Source organism: Sphingomonas abaci (assembly GCF_014199625.1).
Lineage (GTDB): Bacteria > Pseudomonadota > Alphaproteobacteria > Sphingomonadales > Sphingomonadaceae > Sphingomonas > Sphingomonas abaci.
The window spans coordinates 24,748-38,363 of sequence record NZ_JACHNY010000002.1; the positions used below are offsets into that span (position 1 = coordinate 24,748).

Sequence of the window (13,616 nt, forward strand, 5' to 3'; positions counted from 1 at the left end):
GTTTTTGGTGACTACACCCTAGCGTAGACAAGGTGTGGACAAGGGTGTGGACGTAAGGCCGATACGGGCCTTTGTGTCTACGGCTGGACCACGAATGTCTACGCTTCGGAAGGAGGGGTGTGGACACCTTCATGCGGGCAGCCTCCACATACGGGCGCTGCGCCGAGTGCCGTCTGACAGGCGTTCCTTGCCGACCGTCTGAACCCACCCGAGGTCGGCCATTACCGCGGCGATACGATCCTTTGAACGCTGATCGTGCTGCGCGATCGGCATCTTGAGCGCCTCGGTCAGCAGCTGCGCCGAGGTGTAAGCGAACCCGGGCGTCAGGAACGCGGAGATGGTGTCTTCCCAGACATCGCCCTGCATCCGGCTGTCCTGCTCGCGGATCGCCAGCTTCGACTCTTCGTCCGTCAGCCACCATTGCTCGCCATCGCGGAAACGGGCCACGGCCTCGGCCCAGAGCTGGTCACGCTTGCGCTCGATGCGCGGCAGGTCGATCGCGGTGCAGGCAACAGGCCAGAAGCGCCGGTTGCCCGTGCTGTCGGTCAGGTAGCCTTGCCCGGCCTTGGGGTTGACCGACGCGGCAAGCACGCACTGGCGGGGGTACTCGACGGTATGCCGCCCATAGGACGGTCGCGTCTTGTCGACCTGCATGGTGATGATCGCTTTGACGAGCTCAACGTCAGCCTTGCGCAGCGCGGAAAGCTCGGCGAACTCGACAACCCACTTGCCGGCGATCTGCTCGACGAAACGTTTATGATCGCGCAGCTCGTTGACCATCTCCGTGAAGTAGGAAGCGCCGAACAGCGACCGGAGCGCGGTGGATTTCTTGAGGCCCTGTGGCCCCTCGAGCACCAACATCGTGTCCATCTTGCAGCCAGGCTGGTAGACGCGCGCGACCGCACCGATCATCCACTTGGCGCCAACAGCGCGCTCGTAGGGCGTGTCCGCAGTACCGAACAGAATGTGCAGGAATCGGTCGAGCCGCTTGGTGCCGTCCCATTTCAGCGCGTCGAGATGCTCACGCACCGGATGGTACTTATTGAACAGCGCGGTGCGCGCGACAGCTGCAGGAATGTCGGTCTTGCTCGGCTGGAAACCGGCCTGTTCGATCATGGTCTGGATGTCGACGTAATCGGCATCGCCCAGCGGCTCACCGCACCATTCGACCTGGCCCGTCAGCTCGTTATGGCGGATTTGCTTGCCCAGACCGGGCAGGTTCCGCATGTACTGCATCAGGTTGTAGAGCGTCTTCTTCTCGCCCTTCGACCCGATTTGCAGCTGCCCGCGCCATGCATTGAGGGGGATCGGCTCACCCATTGATCCGCTCCAAGGTGAGGGCCACCGCATCGTCACCGGTGCCATCGGTGGAGCGAGCCAGGATGTAGATGCCGCCCGCCCGGGTAAGGGCTTCGGCGAACGCGCGCTGCTTCGGGCGCCAAGCGTCGCGGCCGACCTTGGCTTCGATGCCGAACATGCGTCCGCCGACGCACGCCAGGATGTCGGCGCTGCCGGGCAGGCCATAGCGAAGCATCCGGCCGTCAACCTTGGCGGCGCCAGTGGCGTTGCTCCAGGCAAGACCCATGGGGGAAACGGCAAGCAGCAGCTTGTTCACGAGGTCGGCGTGCGTCATGCGCCGGCCCTCCACTGCTGACGCTGACGCATGATGTGGCCGGCCCAGGCAGTCGGGTATTTGTACCGCCGCTGCTTGCCGAGCTCGATCAGTTGCTCGAGCGTCCGCGCCGACTTGAGCTCGTGGCGCTTGCGGGCGCGGATGGCGTCAAGGTCCACAACCTCAAGTTCACCCTCTACCTGTTCGATCTCCCTGCTCTGCACCGCATAGGCGTGACCGCAGCCCGGGCACTCAGGCGCCGGCGAGTGGACGAGGAAGCAGGTCGGGCACTGCTTGACCGGCACTTCAGATTTCGCGCCGCGCTTCTTTTTCGGCCGATCCTCCAGCGACCATTCCCGGTCGTCGTCGGGCAGACCGTGCCGCATGGCGTTGCCGGCATGATCGAGCACGATCGCGTGCGGCTTGCCTGCAGCTGGACGAAGGCCGCGGCCGATCTGCTGCAGGTGCAAGGACAGCGATTGCGTAGGCCGCAGGAGGATCACCGCCTCGACTGCAGGCACGTCGAAGCCCTCGCCGAACAGATCGGCGTTGGACAGCACCTGAATAGCGCCGCTGGAGAAATCGGCCACGATCGCATCGCGCGCGCCGCTGTCCATGCTGCCATCGACATGGGCGGATGGGATGCCCGCAGCCTGGAACTGCGCGGCGATGTTGCGGCTATGCTCGATCGACACCGCGAACACGATCGCGCGCTTGCCAGCTGCCAGCCGCTGATAGTGCTGCACTGCGTCGCCGACGATGGACGGCTTGTCCATCACCCGGGCGAGATCCTCGCGCTTGAAGTCGCCGCCCTGCATGGCGACGGAGGCAACGTCAGTGGTCGTTGGTGCGTAGAGCCGATAATCGCACAGCGCGCCGCGCTCCATGAGGTCGGCGACCGATGGCCCCTGAACCATGCTTTCGAACCAGGCGCCGAGCCCGCGGCCGTCCAATCGCCAAGGGGTAGCGGTCAGGCCGATGATCTGCGCGCGCGGACACGCCTCGTAGATTTGTTGATACTGCGCGGCGCCCATGTGGTGGCACTCGTCGAAGATGATCAGGTCAGGCGCGGGCAGCTTGCCCAGTCGCCGGCTCAGCGTCTGCACCGAGCCGACCTGCACCATGGCGTCGCGGTCGCCGATTGATCCGCCCATGACCAGGCTGTGCGGGATTTCCATCGACCAGAACGTGCGGCTGGCCTGCAGGATGATTTCGCGGCGGTGGACAACCCACCAGCAACGCCGGCCGCGCTCGGCCGCGGTCTTGACCATATACGCGCTGGTGACGGTCTTGCCCCCGCCCGTTGCCAGCTGGACCAGCACGGTGCGATCCATGCTGCGGAACTGCGTCCGGATGTCGGCGATCAACGCCTGCTGATAGTCGCGAAGCTCGATCATACGGTTGCTCGCTGGATCATCTGCGCCGCGAAGATCATCGACTCCACGGCAACCCGGGTGAACGCCAGCGAGCGGGCTGACGCGGCGGAAAGACAGGCGAGGCCAGCGACGCGCGCAGCTTCCATCAGGATAGGCTCAGCCTCGGGCCGGCAGCGGCGTAGAGCAGCTGTCGCACGATCGCGCAGCGACATGAGCTCAACCCGAGTTGCCAGAGACAGCGGGTCGCTGTTCGGGTAGTGGACGCTGACTGTGGCTCGGTACGCGGCGTCCAGATCCGGTGTCGGCCGGATCGGAACGACGTTGGTCTGGCGCGGCGCGGCGGTCATCGCCGCAAATCCCGACCGGCGCGCTGGTGACGATCAGGCCCACGCACGGTGCGAACAACCGGGCTTTCACGCCGCCAGCGCTGTATGATCGGCTTGCACACGCCGTAATGGTCGCAGAGATCAGGCTCGATACGGCCGGGAGCGACCGTCTGCCAATCCTCGGGAACACTGAGGAAACGCGCGCTCACGCCGCCATCCTCCGGTTGCGCATCCATTCGGCGCGCTCGATGATTTCCGGATCCGACAGCACAGCATGGCCACGCCGCCAGAACTTCCCCTTGGGGTCAGGACGGCCGGTTGCGGTGCAACGCCAAACTGCACCGAACTGGCGAAGATAGTCAGCTGCCTGCCCTGCCTCGGACATGTCGCGATGGAACGGCGTCGCTGCGCCGACACCAGTGATTGTGCGGCTGACTGGCAGCTGGATTGGCGCCGGCCGTGCCTTAGGCGCGGGCTGCACCGGCTCCTTCTTGACCGGAACATAGCCGGCCTCGATGCGCCAACGCCGCAGCACACCGACGGCCCGGCCATACATCTCGGTCAGCTCTTCCAGCTTCAGGCCAGCATGTTCCGCAAAATCCGCCGGCATCGGCGCAGGCTGACGAGAGGCATTCGGTCGGCGCTCCCGACCCACTTCCTTGTTCCATTGCGCTACTTGCTCACTCGAAGCGTGATAGTGAGTCCGCAGCTCACGACACGTCATGCGGGCAGACGTCTCGGCGTAATCAGCGGGCCGGAAGCGAGATTTGGGCCGGCTCATGCCGCGCGCCCCTGACTGGAGAACGGCATCAGTTCGGCAATGATGATGTCGATGGCTTCGGTAGCCGGCGCCTCCTCGGTGTGATCGATGCGCTTGTCCGCCGCAAAGCCCATGAAAACGCCAAGAGCCTGCATCGCGTTGACCGCGCTATCCAACGGGCAATCGGCGTCGGCCTCTTCGGTGGGCGTGCCGGTGTAGCCAATAGTCGCTAGGATCGCCTGAACAGCTGGCTGTCCCAGCACCACGGCAATAGACAGCGCCACCGACAGCGGCGGCTCCTTGTCCTCGACCCGGTAGGCCTTGATACGACGCGGCTTGTAGCCGGACGCTTCACCGAGCGCTTCGTCCGTCCACCCGGCGAGCTGCGCGCGGCGGAGGATCGACTTAAATACCGATTGGACGCGATCAGGGCTGACAATGCCGCGATCGTCTGCTGAACCGATGACGTAGGTCATGCGATAGCCTCGTTATGGGTGGAATTGGAAAAAGCGGCGGGACGAAAGGGGATCGCCCCGCCGAGGTGCTGAACCGCGGCGGATTGCGGCACAGGGAGACGGTCGGCGACCTGCCGCGCAGCGTCGTGTTCAGCGACGCGAAGGGTGCGCAGGCGGTCGAGCCAGGTCATGCGGCGGCTTGGACGTCGGTAGGGACGTGCAGCTCAAGCGCGATCAGCGTTGAAGCGCTGGGATTCCAGCGTGGGTCATCAACCCCCTGCAACGTATTCGGGTGAAGACCGGCTTGTTCAGCGAGAGCCTTCTTCGTGACGCCGGGGCGTTTAAGATACGCACGGATGCGTTCGATCGTGCTGCTAACCATGAGCAACGAATAAACACATCCGGATGTGATTTACAAGGGCACAATCACATCACGATGGGAAAAGTGCGTGGTAGTTGGTCAAGTATGGACCGTACCCCTGACGAACGTCGCCAAATCCTCCGTACCTTCATGCAGGAGCGAGGGCTGAAAGCGGCGGGGTGGGCGCGCCAAGCTGGTGTGTCTGCCAACTCGATATATAATTTTCTGAACGATCAGGGCGCTGACAGCCTCCGCCCGGAGACATACGCGGCCTTGGCTAAGGTTGTCGGTGAACCTGTGTGGAAGCTGAGCGGCGACGAGCCGGAAGCTATGAGCCCGACCGCTCTATGGGTGGTGGGCTATGTTGAGGCCGGGTCTTTCCGCGATGCGGTTGAGTGGGACCGGTCTCGCTGGTATGCCATTGATGTGCCTGTGCAACCTCGATTTCGAAAGAACGCCAAGGCTTTAGAAGTCCGTGGCCCTTCCATGAACCTCGACTATCCGCCTGGATCGGTGGTCATATGGGTCGACATGCTAGACGCGCGTCCACCACGAGATCGCGACCATGTGATTGTCTATGCTCATTCACTGGATGGCGAGATTGAAGCCACCGTGAAGGAATTGCGGGTGGTGGAAGGCAAGCAGTGGCTGTGGCCGCATTCGAACCACCCCGACCATCAGGCGCCGCTTAATGTCGAGGCTCCCGGCGATCATGTGTCTTGGATCGAGATCAAGGGACTCGTGATAGGCGACTACCGGCAGCGACACATATAATTCACACCGCAATGTGATTTAGGGGTTGTGGTTCACATCAGGATGTGATTTATGGTCCCCATCGGCGCCCTCCGCGCCATGGGAGACACACCGTGTTCCACACACCAATCCTAGCGAGCTGGACCAGCGACCGCCGCGTCCGCCGCATCCTCAACAGCTTTCGCACTCGCCCGGCTCCGGTCGTCACCATCCATGCCTGGGATCGCTGGGACGGCCGTGACATCACCTATGCCGGCTTCCGCGTCGATTGTCTGCGCAGGCTGCGCACCGCGATCCTCGATCCGATGTTCCTGGCGGCTGAGGCTGCTGGGGATCAGGTGGCGATGCGCCGCATCATGGACCAGCCGACCGTCGAGCAAGCGATCGACCGGGCTGAGGCTCGCTGGCTGCCGCTGACGGGGGCGGTGGTCTCGGCTGATAATCGGCAGGTGGCGGCATGAGCCACCAGCTCCACCACAACCCGGCGGTCACCGAGTTCGCCGAGATCCAGCGCTACTGGAACGACCCGGCCTATGCCGCGAAGTGCCACGTTGAGCGCATCACCGAGCAGCGTCGCATGGACAACCTGTTCGCTCCCCACACGGCCGCCTGGCGCGCCGAGCAAGCCGCCCGTTGGGCGCGGGAAGGTGATGCATGACCCTCGAACAACAGATCAGCGACATCATGTCCTCGTCCGCAATCGACACGATGCAGATTTGCGCGCAGCGTGAGTCTGACGGCAGTGTCCGTTTCTACAGCACGGTGCACGATGGCCTTGGCCTGTGCGCTATGAGCGACCTGATCAACCTTCCGACCGTCCGCGAGGCGATCGAGAGCGGCATCAAGAAGCTGAATGAGAAGCGGCTGGCGGTGCCTGTAGTGGCTGACCTTGTGCCGATGGAGCGGGCGGCATGAACGCGCCCGCTTCCTTCACCAGCTACAGCCCTGCCGGCAAGCCGCACATCGTGCATCACGCCGAGGTCGAGCAAGGTTCGCTTGATTGGTTGCAACTGCGCTGCGGGCTTCTCACCGCGAGCGAAGTCAAGCTGATCCTCAACCCGCCGCCCAAGCCGGAAACGCGCGTCAAGAAGAACGGCGAGCCATATGCGCAGCGCGAGTGGGTCGTCGTGGCCGACGACGACAAGGCCAAGATGCACATCTACGAGCTGGCAGCGCAGCGGCTGACGAAGTTCGTCGAGCCAATGTTCCAGAGTTTCGACATGATCCGGGGCCAGAACGACGAGCACGAAGCCCGCGCCCGTTATTCGGAAACTCGCGCGCCGGTTCGTGAGGTCGGGTTCATCACCAACGATCGCTGGGGCTTCACGTTAGGCTATTCCCCGGACGGGCTGGTCGGCGATGACGGCGCGATCGAGGTGAAGTCGCGGAAGCAGAAGTACCAGGTCCAGACCGTTGTGGAATACGCCCTCAGTGGCGGCATCCCGGCTGAGTTCGTAATGCAGCATCAGACCGGCTTGCTGGTGTCCGAGCGTCAATGGATCGACTTCTGTAGCTTCTCCGAGAAGCTGCCGATGGCCGTGATCCGCGTCCATCCCGACGACGTGATTCAGGCCGCGATCATTGAGGCCGCGCAGGCTGCCGAAGCCAAAATCCAAAAGATTATCGCTACCTATCAGGAGCAATTCGCATGAAGATCCAGTTCATCCCGGTCACGCAGATCACCGATCCCCGCACGATCGCGCTGGGTCTGTCGGGCGGGTCCGGTACCGGCAAGACCTTCACGGCGCTGCGGGTTGCTCGGGGCATCGCCGAGCGCGTCACCGGGAAGAAGGGCGCGCCGATCGGCTACGTCGACACCGAGAACAAGCGGGCGCTCCACTACAAGGAGGCGTTTCCTGAGATGATGCACTTCGACTTCACCGCTATCGATGATGCGGGCGAGGTCGTCGGCTTCGGGGTGCAGCGGTGGATCGAGGTGATCGACGCGGCGGAAGCGGCTGGTCTGCCGGTCCTGATTATCGACAGTTTCAGCCATGCTTGGGAAGGCGTTGGCGGCGTGCTTGACGAACACGCACTGGCGCTCGACCGGCTGGTCCAGGCCGCAGAGAAGCGGGCGAACGGCCGCTATGAGGTGGACCCGTCGAAGTTCAGCCAGCTCGCTTGGGCTGAGGTGAAGCCGAAGTATCGCCGACTGATCGACCGCATCATCCGCGCCAAGACGAACATCATCATCTGCACTCGCGCCAAGCCGGTGATGCAGAAGGGGTTTGGCGACAAGGCCGAGAACGCCCGCGCGACCAAGACACGCCGCAAGGATGTGCCGTGGGATCCCGCCAGCGACGGCGATCTGATGTTCGAGATGACCGCGATGGTGATCCTCGACCCGTCCGCGCCTGGTTGCCCGGTTCACCAGATCAAGGTGGCCGACCAGTTCAAGGGGCTGTTCGATCCGCGCCGGCCGATGGGCGAGGGCACCGGTTTTGCGATGGCTGAGTGGGCTTATGGCGCCGGTGAAGCGCAGAAGCAGAAGGAGACGATGGACGCGGCGCGTGAGATTGCCCGCGGTGGCACCAAGGCATTCACCGACTGGTGGGCGGGCGAAGGCAAGCCGCATCGCGCGGTGGTGAAGCCGATCATGGACGAGATCCAGGGGCTGTGTTCGGCTGCTGACGACTTCGCCAAGCTGTCGGATGATGTGCCGTTCGGGCGCGGCGATGAGGACCACGGTGAGGCGCATACTGACGCCACCGCTGACGAACGGGTGCCCGCATGATGGACAGCATCAAGCACGGTTCTGTCACGTCCATGCAGGACGAGATGGCCTATCGGTTCGCGCGCATAGCCCCGCTTCCGTTCACCACCAACGCCTACCGCAACCGGGTGGACGGCCGTCGCAAGGCCGCGGCCCTTATTGCCCTGGTGCTGGTCTGTGCCGCCTCTCTCTATCGTGGAGGCTTCGCATGACCGCCCCTCAGACTGTGGCCGATGTGCTGGATGCTGCGGCTGATATCTTGGAAGCTGAGGGCGCATGGATTGGCGGCCCCGACATTGGCGAGGAAACGCTAGCGACGACCGAAACAGGTAAGGAGGTGTCTCCGACATCCAGCTTGGCGCGCCACTTCTGTTTGTATGGCGCGATAGAAGCTGCTGCTCAGGGCAGTAGGATCGAATTCGACGCTCATAGCGCCCTTTCAGGCGTCATCGGCACGTTCCGCCTTGCCGAATGGAACCATCGTGAGGGCCGCACCCAATCCGAGGTAGTCGCCGCCCTTCGCGCAGCCGCCACCTACGCCCGTCAGGGAGAGAAGGCATGATCTGCAATCGGTGCAATGGTCGCGGCGTAGTCGAGACCGGGCAAATCATCAAAGGCCCTGGTGGCTACGGCTACGACACTGAGACTTGCGGCTGCGAAGAGCGACAGGCTTACCGCGATGCCGCCGAAGAGGCGGGATGGTATATCGAAATTGTCGGCGAGGAAGGTGTTGATGAGGGCGAGCTGACGACAGCTTGGGCATCTGACGGCGCTTACACCTTCGGGCCACTTATCTCCCGCGAGATGGTGCCGCCGGGCGCTGTCTACGAACATGCGCGGGCACCCGGAAAGCTGTGGCTGAATGAGGAGCCGCACCTCATGACGCCGGATGATAGCATATTTGCCACGACATTCCGTGTCGCCATCCTCTCCGCCCGTCAGGAGACGCGCCATGGAGAGTGAGAAGCTGAAGGGCTGCCCGTTCTGCAATGGGCCGGCCGTGAACGTTGCGGGTGAGTACGTCACCTGTGGCTCGCCTACGTTCCTCGATTGTGCCGGGCGTTCGGTCAAAGCTGAACCCGCCGCCTGGAACACCCGCGCACCGGCTGATCTGCGGTCGGCGCTGGAGGCGGAGACGATCGAGCGGTGTGCGAGGCATCTGCGCGAGCGGGCAAAGTCTTTCCGCAAAGCTGCTTTCGACCAAGGCAGGCGCGCCGGCCCGATGGCGTCTTCCTTCGAATATGCCGCTGACGAAATCGAGAAGTCGAGCGCCGCGATCGCCGCCCTCGCCCCGACCACCGGAGACGCATCATGACCGACACGACCACCGATGCCGCAGAGGCGCGGGCGACAGCTTGCACGCTTGGCGTAGGCTGCGATCAGTATGGCGTCTGCTATGCGCAAGCCCATGGCCAGCCCGATCAATGCGGTGCGACGGAGACCAGGCCTGCCAGCTTGCGGGTGGCGTTGGAAAGATCGCTGGCAAAGCGGTCACAGGGGGGCATGGACCCGCCTTGGACAGCAGCGTTCAATGCAGCGCTTGATATGGTGGCACGTGACGTAGCGCCATTCCTCGCCACCGCCGAAGCCGCGAGCGGGGCGGGGGAGCGGGAGGGCTATGTTCTGCCGTGTGACGTGCATCTTCCTCCCGCGACAGTGATCAAGGCGGGATGCTCATTGGCTGCCCTGAAACTGGCAATGGAGGTCGAGCATCGGCCACGCCACTTCAAGGCCCACCCTCTCGCCTCCCTCCCGCCCGCGACTGACCCCGCGATGGTGACGGTGCCGAGGGAGCCGACAGAGGCGATGATCGCAGCGTGGGAAAGCGCGTCTCCGGCGGCCGGATGGGACGCTTTGCAGGACATGAGCGACGAAGACGCCAACCGCGCACTGGTTCGCGCAGAGTGGTCCGCCATGCTCGCAGCCGCCCCGACCATCCCAGCTACGGGGGAGGCGGTGCCGGAAGGCATGAACCCGTGGCATGGTGGGGATACAGCCCCCAGCGATTGGGATGGTGGACCAGTCATGTGGATTGAGCGCGCGGGTCTCGTACGTGTCGGCCTCAAGCAGGCAGAACAGCCGTGGACTCATGGCGCTGAAAATTGGTTCGACATCATCGCCTACACCCCGAAAGCCACCATCCCAGCTACCGGCCATGCAGCGACCGAGGGGGAGGGGGCGTGAGCAAGGTTCATGTGCTTGTGCCGTTCACCACTCGAGTGGTCTGCGGAGAGCCTGGTTTCTACCAAACCGCCGCTTATCGGGAGCAGGTCACCTGCAAGCAGTGCCGCCAATCAGACCAGTACAAGGCACTGGATAATCTGCCGAAGCGATACAGGAAGCACCCATGACCCCGCCAGACCCCCAGCAGGTAGCCGAGATCGCGGGGCGCTTGAGCAAGTTACAAGCGGCACCGATCGCATTCGCTGATGCGGCTGTATTCGTGCAGGAGCATCATCGGCACCACACCCCGCCAGCTGGGCACAAGTTCAGCATCGCAGCCGTAGCAGCCGACAGGCTGGTCGGCGTGGTGATTGTCGGACGCCCGGTATCGAGGCATCGAGACGATGGCCTGACGCTGGAGGTTACGCGCCTCTGCACAGTCGGGCATCCGAACGCGTGTTCTTTCCTCTACGGCGCAGCTGCACGGGCGGCTTTCGCGCTCGGTTATGCGCGGATCGGGACGTACACGCTTAAGAGCGAGCCAGGCACATCGCTGAAGGCAGCCGGCTGGCGGCTAATCGGCGAAACGCCGGGGCGTAGCTGGTCGGTACCGTCGCGACCCCGCGCGGACAAGCACCCAATCGAGCCGAAGCTATTGTGGGAGGCAGCATGACGTATTTTATCACACCGGCTACAGCGCCCACCAAGGAACCGCCCATGTTGAACAGTGAGATGGTGCAGCCGACGCAGGGGGCGGAGTGGAAGAACGACCAGCCTGCGGGCGAGTTCTTCGGCATGATGCGCCTGCACGTTTCCGGCGATCGGTGGATCCACTCGGTTGGATCCGGACCAGCGGTAGAGGCAGCTATCCTGAGGAAGAAGGAGGAAGACCATGGCATCCGCGCCTGACCGCCGGGGGGACAGCCTCCTGCGCATCAAAGAGGTCCGCAAGCGCACCGGCCTGTCGACCGCGACCGTCTATCGCCGGCAGGATGCGGGCACCTTCCCGAAGAAGGTCCCGCTCGGCCCGAAGATGGTCGCCTGGTACGAGAGCGAGATCGAGCGCTTCATCGCCGATCCGATGGGCTATCGCGCTTGACCGTCGAGGATCGCCATCGGGTCGTCCAGGCCATCGGCGATCATAGCCGCCCACGTCTCCGCCAGCACGCGGCGACGGGCGGTGCCCTTGACGCGCATGTAGACCAGTTCGGACGAGGATACGCCCTTAGGGATGTGCGCCAGCATCAGGTCGATCAGCATCCGATCTCCCTCCTTGCCGTGCTCGATGGCCCACTCGTTCATGATGGTGGAAAAGGCAGCGCGCCAGCCGTGCGGGACATGGCGCGTCTTGTACCGGCCGCCGTCGATGCGCTTGTAGAGCGTGCTGATCGCGGCGTCGCTCATGGGCAGCCGCGCCGAGTGATGGCCCGGGAACAGCAGCTTGCCGCGCCCGGTCAGCCGGTGCAGCGCGCGCAGGGCATCGACAGCAGGGCCGGGCAGGGGCACGTCAAAGTCGAACGCCTGGTCGCCCTTATGCTCCAGCACCAGCTTCATGCGCTCTGCCGGTATGCGCCAGATCGCGTCCGGGCTGGGGGTATGCGCCTCCCACTCGATACCCCCAATCTCCGCCCAGGTCGCGGTGCGCAGGACACCAACGCGGACAGCGGTCAGCGCCAGGAGGCGCGAAGCCAGCTTCGTGGGCGGGCCCGCCGTCGAATTGTCGACCAGCCGCTGGAGGGTGTGCAGATCCGCCAGCGTGGTGAGCGCCGGTTGCTTGGCACCCTTGGGCGTGGGCTTGAGCGCGTGGATCAGGTCGACCGTGGGATTGGTCGTGACCAGATGCTCGCCCTTGGCGCGGATGAAGATTGCGGAGATGTAGCCCATCACCCGCTTGGCAGTCTCGACCGCCCCACGCCGCTCGATCTTACGCAGCGTGCGCAGGATCATGGGCCCGGTAATGTCGGCGATCGGCAGCTTGCCCAGGTCAGGGAAGACATCGCGTCGCAAGGCGAACAGCACCACCTGCGCATGGCGGGGCGACCAGCGCGGCCGTTCGTCTTCGTGCCAGGCAAGGGCGGACGCCTCAAACCGCGCGCCGGCCGCCTCGATGGCCGCTTGCCGCTCGCGCTCGGCTTCGACGCCGGGATCGCGGTTGGCGCGCAGGTGAGCTCGGGCAGCGTCGCGCCGCTCGCGCGCCTCGGACAGCGACACTTCCGGATAGCGGCCGAAGGTCAGCAGCTTCTCTTTCGGGCCGAAGCGATACTTGAGACGCCACGACTTCGTGCCGCTTGGGGCGACGTGAAGGAACAGGCCGCCACTGTCGAAAAGCTTGCGGGGAGCCGATTCGGGCTTGGCGTTCTTCACCTCGGCATTGGTCAGCGGCATCGTACCCCCAAACGCTCCGATTCGTACCCCACGGATACCCCCAAGTGCATTGCGCTACGGAGATACCATATGAGAACGAATGAGAAACAAACAAGGTATGTACTAAGCACGCCAGCAGGCGTAAGATGCCGTATGTCCAGCATGATACGTGGTAGTGGTGGGCCCGGCAGGACTCGAACCCGCAACCTAGCCGTTATGAGCGGCCAGCTCTAACCATTGAGCTACAGGCCCCACCTGTGCTTTCCGCTAGCGCAGGCGGAGGGGGATAAAAAGAGCGTGCGCAACAAAAAAGGGGCGCTTCCCATGACGGGAGGCGCCCCTTCGGCCGTAATGGCATGCGGCAGGCCGAACAGACGGCCCGCCACAGGCATTACTGCATGTTGTCGGCCTTCTCCTCGCCCGCGTCGCGGACGTTGTCGGCAGCGGCGTTCATGTTGTCCGCGGCGTTCTCGAGCACCGCCGAAGCAGCGGCGTTCGAGGTGTTGTCCGCCAGCGCGTCCATGTTGTCGGCCTGCATTTCCATGTTGTCCGCCAGCGCGTCCGCGTTGTTCTCAACGGCGGCGGCCTCAGGGGACTTCGAGCAGGCGGCCACGGACATCAGGCCGGCGGCAGCGAGAACGAAAGCGATCTTCTTCATTCAAATGCTCCCAAGCATAGCAAATCTCGCGGCCGACCCGATAGCCGTCGCGAACGGCCGCAATAGCGGACCGGT

23 protein-coding genes and 1 tRNA gene are annotated in these 13,616 nt (G+C 63.9%); 14 read left to right on the forward strand and 10 right to left on the reverse strand.

Annotated features, from left to right (window positions below):
• Window positions 1-129: 129 nt before the first annotated feature.
• From GGQ96_RS05200 to GGQ96_RS05230, 7 genes are all read right to left on the reverse strand, one after another.
• On the reverse strand, window positions 130-1,320 hold the full coding sequence (locus GGQ96_RS05200) for a virulence-associated E family protein (RefSeq protein WP_184112348.1): 1,191 nt from the start codon (window positions 1,318-1,320) through the stop codon (window positions 130-132).
• Window positions 1,313-1,633 carry a hypothetical protein gene (locus GGQ96_RS05205; RefSeq protein WP_184112350.1) on the reverse strand — a complete coding sequence of 107 codons (321 nt, stop codon included), beginning with the start codon at window positions 1,631-1,633 and terminating at the stop codon, window positions 1,313-1,315. The genes GGQ96_RS05200 and GGQ96_RS05205 overlap by 8 nt, the downstream gene beginning before the upstream one ends.
• Entirely contained in the window at window positions 1,630-3,009 is a 1,380-nt protein-coding gene (locus GGQ96_RS05210; RefSeq protein WP_184112352.1) for a DEAD/DEAH box helicase, read from the reverse strand. Before GGQ96_RS05210 ends, GGQ96_RS05205 begins: the two co-directional genes overlap by 4 nt.
• Window positions 3,006-3,335: a hypothetical protein gene (locus tag GGQ96_RS05215; RefSeq protein ID WP_184112353.1), complete on the reverse strand. Its 330-nt coding sequence runs from the start codon at window positions 3,333-3,335 to the stop codon at window positions 3,006-3,008. Before GGQ96_RS05215 ends, GGQ96_RS05210 begins: the two co-directional genes overlap by 4 nt.
• 184 nt (window positions 3,336-3,519) lie before the next feature.
• The gene (locus tag GGQ96_RS05220; RefSeq protein ID WP_184112354.1) at window positions 3,520-4,095 is read right to left on the reverse strand and encodes a hypothetical protein; all 576 of its coding nucleotides are present in this window, start codon (window positions 4,093-4,095) and stop codon (window positions 3,520-3,522) included.
• Complete coding sequence (locus GGQ96_RS05225; RefSeq protein ID WP_184112355.1) at window positions 4,092-4,550, reverse strand: hypothetical protein; 459 nt, start codon at window positions 4,548-4,550, stop codon at window positions 4,092-4,094. The genes GGQ96_RS05220 and GGQ96_RS05225 overlap by 4 nt, the downstream gene beginning before the upstream one ends.
• Window positions 4,547-4,720, reverse strand: coding sequence for a hypothetical protein (locus GGQ96_RS05230; RefSeq protein WP_184112356.1), 174 nt, complete (start codon window positions 4,718-4,720; stop codon window positions 4,547-4,549). Before GGQ96_RS05230 ends, GGQ96_RS05225 begins: the two co-directional genes overlap by 4 nt.
• A gap of 101 nt (window positions 4,721-4,821) precedes the next feature.
• Here GGQ96_RS05230 and GGQ96_RS21750 point away from each other — a divergent pair, with 101 nt between their 5' ends.
• From GGQ96_RS21750 to GGQ96_RS05300, 14 genes are all read left to right on the forward strand, one after another.
• Window positions 4,822-5,664 (forward strand): S24 family peptidase, encoded by an 843-nt coding sequence (locus GGQ96_RS21750; protein WP_184112357.1) that lies wholly within the window; start codon window positions 4,822-4,824, stop codon window positions 5,662-5,664.
• A gap of 92 nt (window positions 5,665-5,756) precedes the next feature.
• Window positions 5,757-6,104, forward strand: a complete 348-nt coding sequence (locus GGQ96_RS05240; RefSeq protein ID WP_184112358.1) for a hypothetical protein — start codon at window positions 5,757-5,759, stop codon at window positions 6,102-6,104.
• The gene (locus tag GGQ96_RS05245; protein ID WP_184112360.1) at window positions 6,101-6,301 is read left to right on the forward strand and encodes a hypothetical protein; all 201 of its coding nucleotides are present in this window, start codon (window positions 6,101-6,103) and stop codon (window positions 6,299-6,301) included. Before GGQ96_RS05240 ends, GGQ96_RS05245 begins: the two co-directional genes overlap by 4 nt.
• Window positions 6,298-6,558, forward strand: a complete 261-nt coding sequence (locus GGQ96_RS05250) for a hypothetical protein (protein WP_184112362.1) — start codon at window positions 6,298-6,300, stop codon at window positions 6,556-6,558. The genes GGQ96_RS05245 and GGQ96_RS05250 overlap by 4 nt, the downstream gene beginning before the upstream one ends.
• A complete protein-coding gene (locus GGQ96_RS05255) occupies window positions 6,555-7,295 on the forward strand; it encodes a YqaJ viral recombinase family protein (protein WP_184112364.1) in 741 nt (246 codons plus the stop codon). Before GGQ96_RS05250 ends, GGQ96_RS05255 begins: the two co-directional genes overlap by 4 nt.
• Window positions 7,292-8,377 (forward strand): DEAD/DEAH box helicase family protein, encoded by a 1,086-nt coding sequence (locus tag GGQ96_RS05260; RefSeq protein WP_184112366.1) that lies wholly within the window; start codon window positions 7,292-7,294, stop codon window positions 8,375-8,377. Before GGQ96_RS05255 ends, GGQ96_RS05260 begins: the two co-directional genes overlap by 4 nt.
• Complete coding sequence (locus GGQ96_RS05265) at window positions 8,374-8,568, forward strand: hypothetical protein (protein WP_184112368.1); 195 nt, start codon at window positions 8,374-8,376, stop codon at window positions 8,566-8,568. Before GGQ96_RS05260 ends, GGQ96_RS05265 begins: the two co-directional genes overlap by 4 nt.
• Window positions 8,565-8,918 (forward strand): DUF6197 family protein, encoded by a 354-nt coding sequence (locus tag GGQ96_RS05270; RefSeq protein WP_184112370.1) that lies wholly within the window; start codon window positions 8,565-8,567, stop codon window positions 8,916-8,918. The genes GGQ96_RS05265 and GGQ96_RS05270 overlap by 4 nt, the downstream gene beginning before the upstream one ends.
• Window positions 8,915-9,319, forward strand: a complete 405-nt coding sequence (locus GGQ96_RS05275) for a hypothetical protein (RefSeq protein WP_184112372.1) — start codon at window positions 8,915-8,917, stop codon at window positions 9,317-9,319. The genes GGQ96_RS05270 and GGQ96_RS05275 overlap by 4 nt, the downstream gene beginning before the upstream one ends.
• Complete coding sequence (locus GGQ96_RS05280; RefSeq protein WP_184112374.1) at window positions 9,309-9,671, forward strand: hypothetical protein; 363 nt, start codon at window positions 9,309-9,311, stop codon at window positions 9,669-9,671. Before GGQ96_RS05275 ends, GGQ96_RS05280 begins: the two co-directional genes overlap by 11 nt.
• Complete coding sequence (locus GGQ96_RS05285; protein ID WP_184112376.1) at window positions 9,668-10,540, forward strand: hypothetical protein; 873 nt, start codon at window positions 9,668-9,670, stop codon at window positions 10,538-10,540. The genes GGQ96_RS05280 and GGQ96_RS05285 overlap by 4 nt, the downstream gene beginning before the upstream one ends.
• A gap of 163 nt (window positions 10,541-10,703) precedes the next feature.
• Window positions 10,704-11,192, forward strand: a complete 489-nt coding sequence (locus GGQ96_RS21315) for an XF1762 family protein (RefSeq protein ID WP_184112378.1) — start codon at window positions 10,704-10,706, stop codon at window positions 11,190-11,192.
• Window positions 11,193-11,236: 44 nt separating this feature from the next.
• Window positions 11,237-11,428, forward strand: a complete 192-nt coding sequence (locus GGQ96_RS05295) for a hypothetical protein (protein ID WP_184112379.1) — start codon at window positions 11,237-11,239, stop codon at window positions 11,426-11,428.
• Window positions 11,412-11,618 carry a helix-turn-helix transcriptional regulator gene (locus GGQ96_RS05300; protein ID WP_184112380.1) on the forward strand — a complete coding sequence of 69 codons (207 nt, stop codon included), beginning with the start codon at window positions 11,412-11,414 and terminating at the stop codon, window positions 11,616-11,618. Before GGQ96_RS05295 ends, GGQ96_RS05300 begins: the two co-directional genes overlap by 17 nt.
• Here GGQ96_RS05300 and GGQ96_RS05305 read toward each other — a convergent pair.
• From GGQ96_RS05305 to GGQ96_RS05315, 3 genes are all read right to left on the reverse strand, one after another.
• Window positions 11,606-12,904 (reverse strand): tyrosine-type recombinase/integrase, encoded by a 1,299-nt coding sequence (locus tag GGQ96_RS05305; RefSeq protein ID WP_184112381.1) that lies wholly within the window; start codon window positions 12,902-12,904, stop codon window positions 11,606-11,608. The two genes, GGQ96_RS05300 and GGQ96_RS05305, sit on opposite strands and share 13 nt — an antisense overlap.
• A 155-nt stretch (window positions 12,905-13,059) precedes the next feature.
• Window positions 13,060-13,135 (reverse strand) — tRNA-Ile (locus tag GGQ96_RS05310).
• A 139-nt stretch (window positions 13,136-13,274) separates the two neighbouring features.
• Entirely contained in the window at window positions 13,275-13,541 is a 267-nt protein-coding gene (locus GGQ96_RS05315) for a hypothetical protein (RefSeq protein WP_184112382.1), read from the reverse strand.
• Window positions 13,542-13,616: the final 75 nt, after the last annotated feature.

What these genes read in the sequence shown, in the direction of transcription:
- GGQ96_RS05295 (WP_184112379.1), top strand. Translation starts at nt 11,237, where the DNA reads ATGTTGAACAGTGAGATGGTGCAGCCGACGCAGGGGGCGGAGTGGAAG.
- GGQ96_RS05255 (WP_184112364.1), top strand. Translation starts at nt 6,555, where the DNA reads ATGAACGCGCCCGCTTCCTTCACCAGCTACAGCCCTGCCGGCAAGCCG.
- GGQ96_RS05275 (WP_184112372.1), top strand. Translation starts at nt 8,915, where the DNA reads ATGATCTGCAATCGGTGCAATGGTCGCGGCGTAGTCGAGACCGGGCAA.
- GGQ96_RS05270 (WP_184112370.1), top strand. Translation starts at nt 8,565, where the DNA reads ATGACCGCCCCTCAGACTGTGGCCGATGTGCTGGATGCTGCGGCTGAT.
- GGQ96_RS05215 (WP_184112353.1), bottom strand. Translation starts at nt 3,335, where the DNA reads ATGACCGCCGCGCCGCGCCAGACCAACGTCGTTCCGATCCGGCCGACA.
- GGQ96_RS05220 (WP_184112354.1), bottom strand. Translation starts at nt 4,095, where the DNA reads ATGAGCCGGCCCAAATCTCGCTTCCGGCCCGCTGATTACGCCGAGACG.
- GGQ96_RS05265 (WP_184112368.1), top strand. Translation starts at nt 8,374, where the DNA reads ATGATGGACAGCATCAAGCACGGTTCTGTCACGTCCATGCAGGACGAG.
- GGQ96_RS05225 (WP_184112355.1), bottom strand. Translation starts at nt 4,550, where the DNA reads ATGACCTACGTCATCGGTTCAGCAGACGATCGCGGCATTGTCAGCCCT.
- GGQ96_RS05300 (WP_184112380.1), top strand. Translation starts at nt 11,412, where the DNA reads ATGGCATCCGCGCCTGACCGCCGGGGGGACAGCCTCCTGCGCATCAAA.
- GGQ96_RS05210 (WP_184112352.1), bottom strand. Translation starts at nt 3,009, where the DNA reads ATGATCGAGCTTCGCGACTATCAGCAGGCGTTGATCGCCGACATCCGG.
- GGQ96_RS05280 (WP_184112374.1), top strand. Translation starts at nt 9,309, where the DNA reads ATGGAGAGTGAGAAGCTGAAGGGCTGCCCGTTCTGCAATGGGCCGGCC.
- GGQ96_RS21315 (WP_184112378.1), top strand. Translation starts at nt 10,704, where the DNA reads ATGACCCCGCCAGACCCCCAGCAGGTAGCCGAGATCGCGGGGCGCTTG.
- GGQ96_RS05315 (WP_184112382.1), bottom strand. Translation starts at nt 13,541, where the DNA reads ATGAAGAAGATCGCTTTCGTTCTCGCTGCCGCCGGCCTGATGTCCGTG.
- GGQ96_RS05200 (WP_184112348.1), bottom strand. Translation starts at nt 1,320, where the DNA reads ATGGGTGAGCCGATCCCCCTCAATGCATGGCGCGGGCAGCTGCAAATC.
- GGQ96_RS05305 (WP_184112381.1), bottom strand. Translation starts at nt 12,904, where the DNA reads ATGCCGCTGACCAATGCCGAGGTGAAGAACGCCAAGCCCGAATCGGCT.
- GGQ96_RS05230 (WP_184112356.1), bottom strand. Translation starts at nt 4,720, where the DNA reads ATGACCTGGCTCGACCGCCTGCGCACCCTTCGCGTCGCTGAACACGAC.
- GGQ96_RS05285 (WP_184112376.1), top strand. Translation starts at nt 9,668, where the DNA reads ATGACCGACACGACCACCGATGCCGCAGAGGCGCGGGCGACAGCTTGC.
- GGQ96_RS05250 (WP_184112362.1), top strand. Translation starts at nt 6,298, where the DNA reads ATGACCCTCGAACAACAGATCAGCGACATCATGTCCTCGTCCGCAATC.
- GGQ96_RS05245 (WP_184112360.1), top strand. Translation starts at nt 6,101, where the DNA reads ATGAGCCACCAGCTCCACCACAACCCGGCGGTCACCGAGTTCGCCGAG.
- GGQ96_RS05205 (WP_184112350.1), bottom strand. Translation starts at nt 1,633, where the DNA reads ATGACGCACGCCGACCTCGTGAACAAGCTGCTGCTTGCCGTTTCCCCC.
- GGQ96_RS05260 (WP_184112366.1), top strand. Translation starts at nt 7,292, where the DNA reads ATGAAGATCCAGTTCATCCCGGTCACGCAGATCACCGATCCCCGCACG.